Genomic DNA, 14281 nt, shown 5'->3' on the forward strand with positions numbered 1-14281 from the left:
GGGGGCCCGGGGCGAGCCCCTGGCCGATGGGCACCGGGGACGAGCCCCCGGTGCCCCCGCGGTCGCTACGCCCCGCCCGCCCCGAACTCGTACGCCTCCACCTCCGCCAGATACCGCTCCCGCCGCGCCTCGTCGTCCTCCAGGAAGGACGCCAGGAACGAGTTCCGGGCAAGGGTCCGCAGTTCGTCCGGCCCCAGCCCCAGCGCATCCCGCACCGCCCCGAAGTTGTCCCCCACGTATCCGCCGAAGTACGCCGGATCATCGGAGTTGACCGTCGCCATCAGCCCGACGCCGAGCATCGTCCGCAGCGGATGGTCCTCGAGCACGTCGATCGCCCGCAGCCGGACGTTGGAGAGCGGGCACAGGGTGAGCGGGACCCGGTCCCGGACCAGTCGGGACACCAGGTCCGGGTCCTCCAGGCAGCGCAGGCCGTGGTCGATGCGCTCGACGCCGAGGACGTCGAGGGCCTCGCGGATGTACGAGGCGGGGCCCTCCTCCCCCGCGTGGGCGACGCGGCGCAGGCCGAGCCGGGCGGCCTCCTCGTACACGGCACGGAACTTCGCCGGCGGGTGCCCGACCTCCGCGGAGTCGAGGCCGACACCGGTGATCCGGTCCAGATACGGCTTCGCCGCGTCGAGCGTCGCGAGCGCGGACTCGGCCGACTCGTCGCGCAGGAAGCACATGATGAGCCGGGTGGAGACCCCGTACCGCTCCTCGGCCCGGTCCAGGGCGGCCGCCAGGCCCTCGATCACCGTCCCGATCGCGACGCCCCGCGCCATGTGCGCCTGCGGGTCGAAGAAGATCTCGGCGTGCCGCACCCCCTGGGCGGCGGCCCGCTCCAGATAGCCGTCGGCCAGCTCGGTGAAGTCCTCGGCGGTGCGCAGCACGGCCATCAGGCCGTAGTACAGGTCGAGGAAGGACTGCAGGTCACTGAAGCGGTACGCCTCGCGGAGGGCCTCCGTGTCCGCGTACGGCAGCGTGACGCCGTTGCGCGCGGCGAGCGCGAAGGCCAGCTCGGGTTCGAGCGTGCCTTCGATGTGGAGGTGCAGTTCGGCCTTGGGCAGTGGCATAGGGCTGTCTCGGGCTATCTCTTCGGTACGGGGACCCTCATCAGGTCCTGGGCAATGCTCAGCTCCCCCTCGAACCCGGCCCCCCGCGCCTGCCGCTCGAACTCTCCCGGATCGGCGTACCGCTGCGAGAAGTGGGTCAGCACGAGGTGCCGCACGCCCGCCTCCCGCGCGACCGCCGCCGCCTGGCCGGCCGTCAGGTGGCCGTGATCGGTGGCGAGCCGGACGTCCTCGTCGAGGAAGGTCGACTCGATGACGAGCATGTCGGCGCCCTCGGCGAGCGCGTACACCCCGTCGCACAGCCGGGTGTCCATCACGAAGGCGAAACGCTGCCCGCGCCGGACCTCGCTCACCTCGTCGAGGGTCACGCCGTCCAGCACGCCCTCGCGCTGGATCCGGCCCACGTCGGGGCCCTTGATGCCGTGCGCGGCGAGCCGTCCGGGCAGGATGCGGCGGCCGTCCGGCTCGGTGAGCCGGTAGCCGTAGGACTCGACGGGGTGGGAGAGTAGGCGGGCGTCGAGCGTGAACGCGTCGGTGACCGCGAGCGGCCCGTCGTCGGCGACCGGCGCCTCGGTCAGGCGCACGGTCTCGCGGTAGGCCGTCGCGTACCGCAGCCGCTCGAAGAACTTCTGCCCGCTCGCCGGGTAGTGCGCGGTGACCTGGTGCGGGACCTGGTCGAGGTTGATCCGCTGGATCACCCCGGCCAGGCCCAGCGAGTGGTCGCCGTGGAAGTGCGTGACGCAGATCCGGTTCAGGTCGTGCGCCGCGACCCCGGCCCTGAGCATCTGCCGCTGGGTGCCCTCGCCGGGGTCGAACAGGATGCCCTGCCCGTCCCAGCGCAGCAGATAGCCGTTGTGGTTGCGGTGCCGGGTCGGCACCTGGCTTGCGGTGCCGAGGACGACGAGTTCGCGTACGGACACGGGGGGATCCGGCCCTATCCGGGGGGCCAGTTGAGGCCGCGCCCGCCGAGGACGTGCGCGTGGGCGTGGAAGACGGTCTGGCCCGCGCCCGCACCGGTGTTGAAGACGATGCGGAAGCCGCTGCCGTCGACCTTCTCCTGCGCGGCGACCTCGCCGGCCTCGCGCAGCAGGTCCGCGGCGACGGTCGGCGCGGCGGCGGCGAGCGAGGCCGCGTCCGGGTAGTGGAGGCGCGGGATGACCAGGATGTGCGTGGGCGCCTGGGGGTTGATGTCGCGGAACGCGAGGGTCGTCTCCGTCTCGCGCACGATCGTCGCCGGGACCTCCCCCTCCGCGATCTTGCAGAACAGGCAGTCGCTCTGCGGCTCTCCGGCCATGGCCCGGGCCTCCTCGCCCTAGTCGATCATCCGTCTACGCGCATGCTATCGGGGCGCACCGACAAGCCGCCCGCGGCCGGCGGCCGCGAACGGCGCCTTCGACCGGTGCCCACGGCCCGCGCCGGGGAGTCACGCCCGCAGCGCCCGGGAGCCGCCTACGACCAGCGCCCCGTACGCCCGAGGACGAGGGCCGCGGCCGCCGTCCCCGCCGTGGAGGTGCGCAGCACGCTGTGCCCGAGGCGGTACGGCTTCGCTCCGGCCTCCTCGAAGAGCGCCAACTCCTCCGGGGACACGCCCCCTTCGGGCCCCACGACCAGCACGATCTCGCCCTTCTCGGGGAGCTCGGCGGTGGCGAGCGCCCCGCTCGGGTGGTCGCGGTCCTCGTGCAGCACGGCCGCCAGGTCGGCGCCCGCGAGGAGCGCGGCGACCTGCTTGGTCGTCATCGCGTCGGAGACCTCGGGGAACCGGGTGCGGCGGGACTGCTTGCCGGCCTCGCGGGCGGTCGCCCGCCACTTGGCGAGGGCCTTGAGGCCGCGCTCGCCCTTCCACTGCGTGATGCAGCGGGACGCGGCCCACGGCACGATCGCGTCCACGCCGGTCTCCGTCATGATCTCGACGGCCAGTTCGCCGCGGTCGCCCTTGGGCAGGGCCTGGACCACGGTGATGCGGGGCGCGGGCGCGGGTTCCTCGTGGACGGCGGTGACCTCGACGGTCAGCTGGTCCTTGCCCTCGGCGGCGGCCACGACGCACTCGGCCCAGGTGCCCTGCCCGTCGGTGAGCACCAGGTCCTCCCCGGCACGCAGCCGCTTCACGGAGACGGCGTGGCGGCCCTCGGGCCCGTCGAGGAGGAACCCGCCGGTGGTGGCGGGGACGGTGTCGACGACGAAGACGGGTGCGGTCACGGGGCGCTCCTGATGCTCGCGAGTGCGGTGTCGAGTTCGGCGGCAAGGACCTCGACGAGCCGGCCGGCCGGGAGTTCGCGGGCGAGCCGGTGGCCCTGCCCGGCCCACAGGGCCATGCCCTGCGGGTCCCCGGCGGTCGCGGCGGCCTTGCGCAGCGGGGTGGTGAGGTGGTGGATCTCGGGGTAGGCGGCGGGGGCGTACGGCCCGTGCTCGCGCATGAACCGGTTGACCAGGCCGCGGGCCGGGCGCCCGGAGAAGGCCCGGGTGAGCTCGGTGCGGGTGAAGAGGGGGTCGGTCAGGGCCCGCTTGTGCAGCGGGTGCGCGCCGGACTCGGGGCAGACGAGGAAGGCCGTGCCGAGCTGGGCGGCGTCGGCGCCCGCGGCGAGGACGGCGGCGATCTGCCGGCCGCGCATGATGCCGCCGGTGGCGACGATCGGCACCAGGACGCTCTCGCTCACCTCGGTGAGCAGGGAGAGCAGCCCGCTGCCGCTTCCGGCGGAGGGCCCGTCGGCCGGGTCGTCGCGGTGGGTGCCCTGGTGTCCGCCGGCCTCGGTGCCCTGGACGCACAGGGCGGACGCCCCGGCGCGCTCGGCGGCGCGGGCCTCCTCGACGGACGTGACCGTGACGATCGTGAACGTACCGGCCCGGGCGAAGGCGTTCAGCGTGTCGCGGTCGGGGCAGCCGAAGGTGAAGGAGACCACCGGCACCGGGTCGTCGAGGAGGATGGCCAGCTTGGCCTCGTACCCGTCGTCGCGGCCCTGGTCGGGGTCGCCGAGCTGCGTCTCGTACCAGGTGGCCTCGCCGGCCAGCTGGTGACGGTAGACCTCGACGGCGGCGGAGTCGGTGGGCTGGCCGCTCTGCGGCATGAAGAGGTTGACCCCGAAGGGCTGTCCGGTGAGTCCGCGGACCTGTTTGATCTCCTGGTAGAGCCCGCCCGCGGTCTTGTACCCGCCGGCCAGGAACCCGAGGGCCCCCGCCTCGCAGACGGCACCGACGAGCTCGGGACAGGAGGCGCCACCCGCCATGGGGGCCTGCACGATCGGATGCCGAGAGAGATCGTTCAGTGCGGTGGACATGCAGGCATCGTGCCATGACCGCACGGCCGCACCGAATCCGCACGGAGCCCCACCGAATCCGCACGGAAGAGGGCGGCCCCGCGTGCTGCGGGACCGCCCTCGGCCGGTACGGGATGGGCTCAGCGCCCGTCGAAAGGGTGGCTCGACGCCGCTGAGGGGCCGGGGCTCAGCGCCCGTTGAACGCGTCCTTCAGACGCGAGAACAGGCCCTGCTGTCCCGGCTGGAACTGCCCCTGCGGGCGCTCCTCGCCGCGCAGCTTGGCCAGCTCGCGCAGCAGCCGTTCCTGCTCCGGGTCCAGCTTCGACGGGGTCGTCACCTCGACGTGGACGATCAGGTCGCCGCGGCCGTTGCCACGGAGGTGCGTGACGCCACGGCCGTGCAGCGGGATCGACTGACCGGACTGGGTGCCCGGGCGGATGTCGACCTCCTCGATCCCGTCGAGTGTCTGCAGCGGCACCTTCGTGCCGAGCGCGCCCGCCGTCATCGGGATGGTCACCGTGCAGTGCAGGTCGTCGCCGCGCCGCTGGAAGGTCTCGTGCGGGATCTCGTGGATCTCCACGTACAGGTCACCGGCGGGGCCGCCGCCGGGACCGACCTCGCCCTCGCCGGCCAGCTGGATCCGGGTGCCGTTGTCGACACCGGCCGGGATCTTGACCGTGAGCGTGCGACGGGAACGGACCCGGCCGTCGCCCGCGCACTCGGGGCACGGGGTCAGGACGACGGTGCCGAAGCCCTGGCACTGGGGGCACGGGCGCGACGTCATGACCTGGCCCAGGAAGGACCGGGTCACCTGGGACACCTCGCCGCGGCCGCGGCACATGTCACAGGTCTGGGCGGAGGTACCGGGCGCGGCGCCCTCACCCGAGCAGGTGGTGCAGACCACGGCCGTGTCGACCTGGATGTCCTTGGTGGTGCCGAAGGCCGCCTCGTTGAGGTCGATCTCCAACCGGATCATCGCGTCCTGGCCGCGCCGGGTGCGCGAGCGCGGGCCGCGCTGGGACGCCGTACCGAAGAACGCGTCCATGATGTCCGAGAAGTTCCCGAAGCCGCCCGCGCCGAAGCCGCCGGCACCGCCGCCGCCCGAGGCGGAGAGCGGGTCGCCGCCGAGGTCGTAGACCTGCTTCTTCTGCGGGTCCGAGAGCACCTCGTAAGCGGCGTTGATCTCCTTGAACCGCTCCTGGGTCTTCGGATCCGGATTCACGTCCGGGTGAAGCTCGCGGGCGAGCCGGCGGAAGGCCTTCTTGATCTCGTCCTGCGACGCGTCGCGGCGTACGCCGAGTACGGCGTAGTAGTCGGTGGCCACTTACGACTCCGCCAGGATCTGTCCGACGTAACGTGCCACTGCGCGTACCGCTCCCATCGTTCCGGGGTAGTCCATGCGGGTCGGTCCGACCACGCCGAGTTTGGCGACTGCCTCGCCGCCGGAACCGTAGCCGACCGAGACGACGGACGTGGACGTGAGGCCCTCATGGGGGTTCTCGTGCCCGATCCGTACGGTCATGCCCGATTCCTTGGCCTCGCCGAGCAGCTTGAGGAGCACGACCTGCTCCTCAAGGGCTTCCAGGACGGGCCTGATCGTCAGGGGGAAGTCGTGACCGAAGCGGGTCAGATTGGCGGTGCCGCCGATCATGAGCCGCTCCTCCTGCTCCTCCACCAGGGTCTCGAGGAGGGTCGCGAGCACCGTCGAGACGGTGCCGCGGTCCTCGATCTCCTCGAAGGACTCCGGCAGATCCTGCACCAACTGCGGCACGTCCGCGAAACGGCGGCCGACGACCCGGCTGTTGAGCCGGGCCCGCAGATCGGCCAGGGAGGTCTCGCCGAACGGCGCCGGGCAGTCGATCACCCGCTGCTCGACCCGGCCGGTGTCGGTGATCAGCACCAGCATCAGCCGGGCGGGAGCCAGCGACAGCAGCTCCACGTGCCGGACCGTCGAACGGGTCAGCGAGGGGTACTGCACGATCGCGACCTGCCGGGTCAGCTGCGCGAGCAGCCGGACCGTGCGGCCGACGACGTCGTCGAGGTCGACGGCCCCGTCGAGGAAGTTGTGGATCGCGCGCCGCTCGGGGGTCGACAGCGGCTTGACGCCGGCCAGCCGGTCCACGAACAGGCGGTAGCCCTTGTCGGTGGGGATGCGCCCGGCGCTGGTGTGAGGCTGGGCGATGAACCCCTCCTCCTCCAGGACCGCCATGTCGTTGCGCACGGTGGCGGGCGACACGCCGAGCTTGTGGCGCTCGGTCAGCGCCTTGGAGCCGACCGGCTCCTCCGTCCCGACGTAATCCTGGACGATGGCGCGCAGCACCTCGAGCCTGCGTTCGCTGAGCATCGCGCACCTCCAGCTGTCGATCCGGTTCCGGTTGCTCCGCTTTTGGCACTCGCCCTGTCCGAGTGCCAGGAATCCCCCGGCCAGTGTACGGCGGCGGACATCGCTCCTGGCAAGGAGGCGGGGTCGGCCGGGTCGTGCCCGATAGCGTCGCCGTATGGACGTCGATTGGGAAGAGCAGGGCTGGGAGCGGCTCGGGGAGGGTGTCGGCAGGCGCCGGCTGCCGGGCTGGGACGCCACGGTGGGCCTGGTGATCGGCCGGGACGCCGTGCTCCTGTACGACACGGGCGCCACGCTCGCACAGGGCGCCGAGCTGCGCGCCCAGGTGGCGGCCCTGACAGGGTCCCGGAGAGTGACGCATGTCGCACTGAGCCACCCGCATTTCGACCATGTGCTGGGCACGGCCGTCTTCGCGGGCGCCGAGGTCTTCGGGGCGGTGGGCGTGGACGCGCTGCTGCTGCGGGAGCGCGAGGCGCTGCGGGCCGACGCGGTACGGCACGGGGTGGACGGGCGGGCCGCGGCGGAGGCGGCCGAGGTGCTGGTGGCCCCGCGCCACACGGTCTCGGGCGAGTGGACCCTGGACCTGGGGGGCCGCCAGGTCCTGCTGGCCAACGTCGGCCCGGGGCACACGGGCCACGACCTGGTGCTGCTCGTCCCGGGCGAACGCGAGATCGTCTTCTGCGGCGACCTGGTCGAGGAGTCGGGCGAGCCCCAGGCGGGCCCGGACGCGATCGTCGCCCGCTGGCCGGACGCCCTGGACCGCCTCCTGGCCCTGGGCGGCGAGGACGCGGTGTACGTGCCGGGCCACGGCGCGGTGGTGGACGCCACGTTCGTGCGCACCCAGCGCGAGGAACTGGCTCGGCGCTTCGAGGTCTCCTAGGCCGTGTCCGGCCGACCCCCGAACGCTCCCCCGCCAGTGGGGACCTGACATGCCGCCAGGACGCCGTCTGCGACAGAATCGGTCCCATGCGCAGCTACGACCCGGACCTCACCCCGCCCTGGAAGCGCTCGGCGCCCGTGCCCGAGGTCCCGGCGGACCGCGATCTCGTCGTCGAGGAGGTCGCGACGGGCTTCTGCGGGGCGGTGATCCGCTGCGAGGCGGGCACGGTCACCCTGGAGGACCGCTTCGGCAAGCACCGGGTCTTCCCGCTGGAACCGCGCGGCTTCCTCCTGGAGGGCCGGGTCGTCACCCTGGTCCGGCCCTCGGGCCCCGCGCCCTCCCGGCCCAGCCGCACGGCCTCCGGCTCGATCGCGGTCCCGGCCGCGCGGGCGCGGGTCGCCCGGGCGGGCCGGATCTACGTCGAGGGGCGGCACGACGCCGAGCTGGTGGAGCGGGTCTGGGGCGACGACCTGCGGATCGAGGGCGTCGTCGTGGAGTACCTGGAGGGCGTCGACGACCTCCCGGCCATCGTCGCCGGCTTCGCCCCGGCCCCGGACGCCCGCCTCGGCGTCCTGGTCGACCACCTGGTGGCCGGCTCCAAGGAGTCCCGCATCGCCGCCCAGGTCACCTCCCCCGACGTCCTGGTCGTCGGCCACCCGTACATCGACATCTGGCAGGCCGTGAAGCCCTCCTCCCTGGGCATCCGAGCCTGGCCCACCGTCCCCCGGGGCCAGGAGTGGAAGACCGGCGTCTGCCGAGCCCTGGGCTGGCCCGAGAACACCGGCGCGGCCTGGCAGCACATCCTGGCGAGAGTGACCTCGTACAAGGACCTGGAGCCGGAGCTCCTGGGCCGAGTCGAGGAACTGATCGACTTCGTGACGGCGCCGTAGCGGCCGCCGGCGCTCCGCCGCGCGCTCCGCCGTCCCTTTGTGCCCCAGGACCCGCGGCGCCTAGTCGACCAGGTCCCGCACCACCGCGTCCGCGAGCAAGCGCCCGCGCAGCGTCAGCACGGCTCGCCCCTCGGCGTACGGGACCGGGTCCAGCAGCCCGTCGCCCAGGGCCCGCTCGGCCGCGCCCAGACCCGCCGGCTTCAGCAATCCCAGCTCGACCCCCTCGCGCAGCCGCAGCTCGAGCAGCACCCGCTCCACCCGCCGGTCCTCCTCGGACAGCACCTCCCGGCCCGCCCCGGGCGACCGCCCCTCGCCCAGGGCCGCCGCATACGCACCCGGATGCTTGACGTTCCACCACCGCACACCGCCCACATGGCTGTGGGCGCCCGGACCGGCGCCCCACCAGTCGGCGCCGCGCCAGTACAGCTCGTTGTGCAGGCAGCGGCCGGCATCGGAGGTGGCCCAGTTGGACACCTCGTACCAGTGGAAGCCCGCCCCGGACAGCGCCTCCTCTGCCATCAGGTACCGGTCGGCGTGGACGTCGTCGTCGGTCATGGGTATCTCGCCGCGCCGGATGCGCCGGGCCAGCTGGGTGCCCTCCTCCACGATGAGCGCATAGGCGCTGACATGGTCGGGTCCGGCGCCGATCGCCGCGTCGAGGGAGGCCTGCCAGTCGTCGTCGGACTCTCCCGGCGTGCCGTAGATCAGGTCGAGGTTGACGTGCTCGAAGCCGGCCGCCCGCGCCTCGCCGACGCACGCCTCGGGCCGGCCGGGGGTGTGCGTGCGGTCGAGGATCTTCAGGACGTGCTGCCGGGCGCTCTGCATGCCGAAGGAGATCCGGTTGAAGCCGCCCTCGCGCAGCTCGGCCAGATACGCGGGGTTCACCGACTCCGGGTTCGCCTCGGTCGTCACCTCGGCGTCGTCGGCGAGCCCGAACTCGTCGCGGATCGCGCCCAGCATCCGTACGAGATCGCCCGCGTCGAGCAGCGTGGGGGTGCCGCCGCCGACGAAGACGGTCCGCACCGGCCGCGGGTCGTCGCCGAGGACCTTGCGGGCGAGCCGTATCTCCTCGACGACCTGACCCGCGTAGTTGTCCCGGGAGGCGAGCACGCCGCCGGCACCGCGCAGCTCGCTCGCGGTGTAGGTGTTGAAGTCGCAGTAGCCGCACCGGGTGGCGCAGTACGGCACGTGCAGATAGAACCCGAGGGGCCGCTCGCCGGCCCCTTGCAGGGCGTGGGCGGGCAATGACCCGTCCTCGGGCATGGGCTCACCATCGGGCAGTACGGAAGGCATGAAGCCATTGTCCCGTACCGCCCGAGGTAACCGCCGAGCCTGTGGATAACCTCTCGGCCCGCGGCCGGCCAGCGGGTCAGGCCTCCCGCGCGCCCTGGTACATCTCCTCGATGAGGTGCTGGTAGGTCCGCTCCACGACCGGCCGCTTCATCTTCAGGCTGGGCGTGAGCTCGCCGTGCTCGACGTCGAGGTCGCGCGGCAGCAGCCGGAACTTCTTGATCGTCTGCCAGCGCTGCAGGCCCTCGTTGAGGCGGGCGACGTAGCCCTCGACGAGCTTCTCGGCCTGCGGGGAGGCCACGACCTCCGCGTAGGACTTCCCGCCGAGCCCCTGCTCGGCGGCCCAGCCGAGGATCGCGGGCTCGTCGAGGGCGATGAGCGCGGTGCAGTAGTTCCGGTCGGCGCCGAGGACCACGATGTTGGAGACGAACGGGCAGACGGCCTTGAACCGGCCCTCGACCTCCGACGGGGCGACGTACTTGCCGCCCGAGGTCTTGAACAGGTCCTTCTTGCGGTCGGTGATCCGCAGATAGCCGTCGGCGGACAGCTCGCCGATGTCGCCGGTGTGGAACCAGCCGTCCGGCTCCAGGACCTCGGCGGTCTTCTCCGGCAGGCCGTGGTAGCCCTCCATGATGCCGGGGCTGCGCAGCAGGACCTCGCCGTCGTCGGCGATGCGGACCTCGGTGCCGGGCAGCGGCTTGCCGACGGTGCCGGTGCGGTAGGCCTCGCCCGGGTTGACGAAGGAGGCGGCGGAGGACTCCGTCAGGCCGTAGCCCTCCAGGATGTGGATGCCGGCGCCGGAGAAGAAGTAGCCGATGTCGGGGGCGAGGGCGACCGAGCCGGAGACGGCGGCGCGCAGCCGGCCGCCGAAGGCGTCCCGGAGCTTCTTGTAGACGAGCGCGTCGGCGACCTTGTGCTTGGCGGCGAGGCCGAAGGGCGCGGAGGCGGTGCCGGTGCGGCGGAAGTTGTCCTGGGTGACCTTGGCGTACTCGCGGGCGATGCCGGCCGCCCACTGGAAGATCTTGTACTTGGCACCGCCGCCCTCGCGGGCCTTGGCGGCGACGCCGTTGTAGACCTTCTCGAAGATGCGCGGGACGGCCGCCATGTAGGTGGGCTGGACGATCGGCAGGTTCACGATGATCTTGTCGATGCGGCCGTCGACGGCGGTGACGTGCCCGACCTCGATCTGACCGGAGGTGAGCACCTTGCCGAAGACGTGGGCGAGCGGCAGCCACAGGTACTGGACGTCGTCCTTGGTGACGAGCCCGGTGGCGGCGATGGCCTTCGCCATGTACGACCAGTTGTCGTGCGGGAGGCGGACGCCCTTGGGGCGGCCGGTGGTGCCCGAGGTGTAGATGAGGGTGGCCAGCTGCTCGGGGGCGATCGCGGCGACCCGCTCCTTGACGGCCTCCGGGTGCTTCTCCAGGTACGCCCTTCCGCGCGCCTCCAGGTCGGCGAGGGTGAGCACCCACTCGTCGTCCGTGTCCGCGCCCTCGGGGTCGATCACGACGACGTGGTGGAGCTGGGGCAGGTCGGCCCGGCGTTCGACGGCCTTGGCGAGCTGGTCGGCGTTCTCGGCGATCAGCACGCGGGAGTCGGAGTCGGAGAGGATGAACGCCGACTCCTCGGCGTTGGTCTGCGGGTAGATCGTGGTGACGGCGGCACCGGCGCACATCACGCCGAGGTCGGCGAGGATCCACTCGACCCGGGTCGAGGAGGCGAGGGCGACCCGCTCCTCCGGCTGGACGCCCAGGTCGATGAGGCCGGCGGCGATCCCGTAGACCCGCTCGGCGGCCTGCGCCCAGCTGAGCGACTTCCAGTCGTCGGGGCCCTGGCCGGAGGCGGCGACGACCGGGTATCGGTAGGCCTCCGCGTCCGGGGTCCGCTCGACGCGCTCAAGGAAGAGAGTCGCTACGGACGGCGGCCGATTCTCGATCAGGGTCTGTGTGTCGCTCACGACGTCCTCCGGGCGGCGGCGGTGCCTTCTGGCGGTGCGATCAGGAGTTTGCGTAACTAACTGGCGAGTAACCTTCGAGCGGGATCAGAGTAGATGGCCGAAGAGCGACGCGTAAGAGGCTGCGGCCCGAGGCTTGGTTCCCGCTTCATAACGAACAGGCCCCCGCACCGACGGTACGGGGGCCTGCCACGCGTGCGCGCTCCGGGCTACTTCTTCTTGCCTGCGGATTCGTCGCTCGACAGGACAGCGATGAAGGCCTCCTGCGGGACCTCCACGGAGCCGACCATCTTCATCCGCTTCTTGCCTTCCTTCTGCTTCTCCAGCAGCTTCCGCTTACGGGAGATGTCACCGCCGTAGCACTTGGCGAGGACGTCCTTGCGGATGGCGCGGATCGTCTCGCGGGCGATGACCCGGGAGCCGATCGCAGCCTGGATCGGCACCTCGAAGGCCTGCCGCGGGATGAGCTCGCGCAGCTTGGCGACGAGCCGCACGCCATAGGCGTAGGCGGCGTCCTTGTGGGTGACGGCGGAGAACGCGTCGACCTTGTCGCCGTGCAGCAGGATGTCGACCTTGACCAGGCTGGAGGCCTGCTCGCCGGTGGGCTCGTAGTCGAGCGAGGCGTAACCGCGCGTCTTGGACTTCAGCTGGTCGAAGAAGTCGAAGACGATCTCGGCCAGGGGCAGGGTGTAGCGGATCTCGACCCGGTCCTCGGAGAGGTAGTCCATGCCGATCAGCGTGCCGCGGCGGGTCTGGCACAGCTCCATGATCGCGCCGATGAACTCGCTGGGGGCGAGGATCGTGGCGCGTACGACGGGCTCGTACACGTCGCTGATCTTGCCCTCGGGGAACTCGCTCGGGTTGGTGACCGTGTGCTCGCTGCCGTCCTCCATGACCACGCGGTAGACCACGTTCGGGGCGGTGGCGATCAGGTCGAGACCGAACTCGCGCTCCAGCCGCTCACGGATGACGTCGAGGTGGAGCAGCCCCAGGAAGCCGACGCGGAAGCCGAAGCCGAGCGCGGCGGAGGTCTCCGGCTCGTAGACCAGCGCGGCGTCGTTGAGCTGGAGCTTGTCGAGGGCCTCGCGGAGGTCCGGGTACTCCGAGCCGTCCAGCGGGTAGAGGCCCGAGAACACCATCGGCTTCGGGTCCTTGTAGCCGCCGAGGGCCTCGGTGGCGCCCTTGTTCAGGGAGGTGATCGTGTCACCGACCTTGGACTGGCGGACGTCCTTCACACCGGTGATGAGGTAGCCCACCTCGCCGACGCCGAGACCGTCGGACGGCGTCATCTCCGGGGAGGAGACACCGATCTCCAGGAGCTCGTGGGTGGCGCCGGTCGACATCATCTTGATGCGCTCGCGCTTGTTGAGCTGACCGTCGACGACACGTACGTACGTGACGACACCCCGGTACGAGTCGTACACGGAGTCGAAGATCATCGCGCGGGCGGGGGCGTCGGCGACCCCGACCGGGGCCGGAACGTCACGGACCACGCGGTCGAGGAGCGCCTCGACGCCCATGCCGGTCTTCGCGGAGACCTTGAGGACGTCCTCCGGCTGGCAGCCGATGAGGTTGGCCAGCTCCTCGGAGAACTTCTCCGGCTGGGCGGCCGGCAGGTCGATCTTGTTCAGCACGGGAACGATGGTGAGGTCGTTCTCCATCGCCAGGTAGAGGTTGGCGAGGGTCTGCGCCTCGATGCCCTGGGCCGCGTCGACCAGCAGGATCGTGCCCTCACAGGCCGCCAGCGAACGCGAGACCTCATAGGTGAAGTCGACGTGTCCGGGGGTGTCGATCATGTTCAGGATGTGCGTGTCGCCCTGAGCCGGCCCCTCGGTCGGCGCCCACGGCAGACGGACCGCCTGGGACTTGATCGTGATGCCGCGCTCACGCTCGATGTCCATCCGGTCGAGATACTGGGCGCGCATCTGCCGCTGGTCGACCACACCGGTCAGCTGAAGCATCCGGTCGGCAAGCGTGGACTTGCCGTGGTCGATGTGCGCGATGATGCAGAAGTTGCGGATCAGAGCCGGGTCGGTTCGGCTCGGCTCGGGCACGTTGGTAGGAGTCGCGGGCACGCAGGGTTCTCGTCTCGGGCGATGTTCAGAACGGATACGTAGGCTCCATCGTCCCATGACTGCGGTCCGGTGCTCGGTTTGGGCGGTGTGGAGAGCGGCTGATATCGTGGACAGCTGTGTCTCGTGCGCCCTCTCAGCCTGCGCGGCACATCCTGAAGGAACATCGAACCTGTAAAGGCTCTTTTCGTGGCGAACATCAAGTCCCAGATCAAGCGGAACAAGACCAACGAGAAGGCGCGCCTGCGTAACAAGGCCGTCAAGTCGTCGCTCAAGACCGCGATCCGCAAGGCCCGCGAGGCTGTCGCCGCCGGCGACCTCGAGAAGGCCACTGTGGCCGCTCGTGCCGCCTCGCGTCAGCTCGACAAGGCTGTCTCGAAGGGTGTCATCCACAAGAACGCCGCCGCCAACAAGAAGTCGGCGCTGGCCACCAAGGTTGCCTCCCTCCAGGGCTGAGCTCTGATGTGAACGGCCGCACGGGACCCAGCGGGCCCTCTCTTCCGCTCCCGCCCGGCCACCCCGGCCTCGTACGCGAG

At 71.6% G+C, this 14281-nt stretch carries 13 protein-coding genes; 3 read left to right on the plus strand and 10 right to left on the minus strand.

What is annotated here, in order from left to right:
* Positions 1 to 65 precede the first annotated feature (65 nt).
* The 7 genes from ACIGEZ_RS03845 to hrcA all read right to left on the minus strand — a co-directional run bounded on the left by ACIGEZ_RS03845 (position 66) and on the right by hrcA (position 6662).
* Positions 66 to 1070: an adenosine deaminase gene (locus tag ACIGEZ_RS03845; RefSeq protein WP_399825254.1), complete on the minus strand. Its 1005-nt coding sequence runs from the start codon at positions 1068 to 1070 to the stop codon at positions 66 to 68.
* Between the two features lie 14 nt (positions 1071 to 1084).
* The gene (locus ACIGEZ_RS03850) at positions 1085 to 1987 is read right to left on the minus strand and encodes a ribonuclease Z (protein ID WP_399825257.1); all 903 of its coding nucleotides are present in this window, start codon (positions 1985 to 1987) and stop codon (positions 1085 to 1087) included.
* 14 nt (positions 1988 to 2001) lie between these two features.
* Positions 2002 to 2361 (minus strand): histidine triad nucleotide-binding protein, encoded by a 360-nt coding sequence (locus tag ACIGEZ_RS03855; RefSeq protein WP_399825260.1) that lies wholly within the window; start codon positions 2359 to 2361, stop codon positions 2002 to 2004.
* 155 nt (positions 2362 to 2516) lie between these two features.
* A complete protein-coding gene (locus ACIGEZ_RS03860; protein ID WP_399825262.1) occupies positions 2517 to 3263 on the minus strand; it encodes a 16S rRNA (uracil(1498)-N(3))-methyltransferase in 747 nt (248 codons plus the stop codon).
* A complete protein-coding gene (locus ACIGEZ_RS03865) occupies positions 3260 to 4339 on the minus strand; it encodes a nitronate monooxygenase (RefSeq protein WP_399825265.1) in 1080 nt (359 codons plus the stop codon). Before ACIGEZ_RS03865 ends, ACIGEZ_RS03860 begins: the two co-directional genes overlap by 4 nt.
* 166 nt (positions 4340 to 4505) lie before the next feature.
* Positions 4506 to 5642, minus strand: a complete 1137-nt coding sequence (gene dnaJ / locus ACIGEZ_RS03870) for a molecular chaperone DnaJ (RefSeq protein WP_399825268.1) — start codon at positions 5640 to 5642, stop codon at positions 4506 to 4508.
* A complete protein-coding gene (hrcA, locus tag ACIGEZ_RS03875) occupies positions 5643 to 6662 on the minus strand; it encodes a heat-inducible transcriptional repressor HrcA (protein WP_399825270.1) in 1020 nt (339 codons plus the stop codon).
* A 154-nt stretch (positions 6663 to 6816) separates the two neighbouring features.
* Between hrcA and ACIGEZ_RS03880 the strand changes: the two genes are divergently transcribed.
* Together ACIGEZ_RS03880 and ACIGEZ_RS03885 are read left to right on the plus strand one after the other, a co-directional pair.
* On the plus strand, positions 6817 to 7539 hold the full coding sequence (locus tag ACIGEZ_RS03880) for an MBL fold metallo-hydrolase (protein ID WP_399825272.1): 723 nt from the start codon (positions 6817 to 6819) through the stop codon (positions 7537 to 7539).
* A gap of 86 nt (positions 7540 to 7625) precedes the next feature.
* Positions 7626 to 8429, plus strand: coding sequence for a DUF3097 domain-containing protein (locus tag ACIGEZ_RS03885; protein ID WP_399825275.1), 804 nt, complete (start codon positions 7626 to 7628; stop codon positions 8427 to 8429).
* A 60-nt stretch (positions 8430 to 8489) separates the two neighbouring features.
* Here the strand turns inward: ACIGEZ_RS03885 and hemW are convergent, their stop codons facing one another.
* From hemW to lepA, 3 genes are all read right to left on the minus strand, one after another.
* Positions 8490 to 9722, minus strand: coding sequence for a radical SAM family heme chaperone HemW (gene hemW / locus ACIGEZ_RS03890; protein WP_399825277.1), 1233 nt, complete (start codon positions 9720 to 9722; stop codon positions 8490 to 8492).
* Positions 9723 to 9798: 76 nt separating this feature from the next.
* On the minus strand, positions 9799 to 11676 hold the full coding sequence (locus tag ACIGEZ_RS03895) for an AMP-dependent synthetase/ligase (protein WP_399825280.1): 1878 nt from the start codon (positions 11674 to 11676) through the stop codon (positions 9799 to 9801).
* Positions 11677 to 11882: 206 nt separating this feature from the next.
* Positions 11883 to 13748: a translation elongation factor 4 gene (gene lepA / locus ACIGEZ_RS03900; RefSeq protein ID WP_399825283.1), complete on the minus strand. Its 1866-nt coding sequence runs from the start codon at positions 13746 to 13748 to the stop codon at positions 11883 to 11885.
* Between the two features lie 186 nt (positions 13749 to 13934).
* Here lepA and rpsT point away from each other — a divergent pair, with 186 nt between their 5' ends.
* Entirely contained in the window at positions 13935 to 14201 is a 267-nt protein-coding gene (gene rpsT / locus ACIGEZ_RS03905) for a 30S ribosomal protein S20 (RefSeq protein ID WP_030211082.1), read from the plus strand.
* The last annotated feature ends 80 nt before the right edge of the window (positions 14202 to 14281 follow it).

The organism is Streptomyces sp. NPDC085481 (assembly GCF_044541845.1).
In the GTDB taxonomy this organism is placed as follows: Bacteria; Actinomycetota; Actinomycetes; order Streptomycetales; family Streptomycetaceae; genus Streptomyces.

Coding starts and splice junctions, on each gene's coding strand:
- ACIGEZ_RS03880 (WP_399825272.1), top strand. CDS start 6,817: ATGGACGTCGATTGGGAAGAGCAGGGCTGGGAGCGGCTCGGGGAGGGT.
- hemW (WP_399825277.1), bottom strand. CDS start 9,722: ATGCCTTCCGTACTGCCCGATGGTGAGCCCATGCCCGAGGACGGGTCA.
- ACIGEZ_RS03885 (WP_399825275.1), top strand. CDS start 7,626: ATGCGCAGCTACGACCCGGACCTCACCCCGCCCTGGAAGCGCTCGGCG.
- ACIGEZ_RS03855 (WP_399825260.1), bottom strand. CDS start 2,361: ATGGCCGGAGAGCCGCAGAGCGACTGCCTGTTCTGCAAGATCGCGGAG.
- hrcA (WP_399825270.1), bottom strand. CDS start 6,662: ATGCTCAGCGAACGCAGGCTCGAGGTGCTGCGCGCCATCGTCCAGGAT.
- ACIGEZ_RS03845 (WP_399825254.1), bottom strand. CDS start 1,070: ATGCCACTGCCCAAGGCCGAACTGCACCTCCACATCGAAGGCACGCTC.
- ACIGEZ_RS03865 (WP_399825265.1), bottom strand. CDS start 4,339: ATGTCCACCGCACTGAACGATCTCTCTCGGCATCCGATCGTGCAGGCC.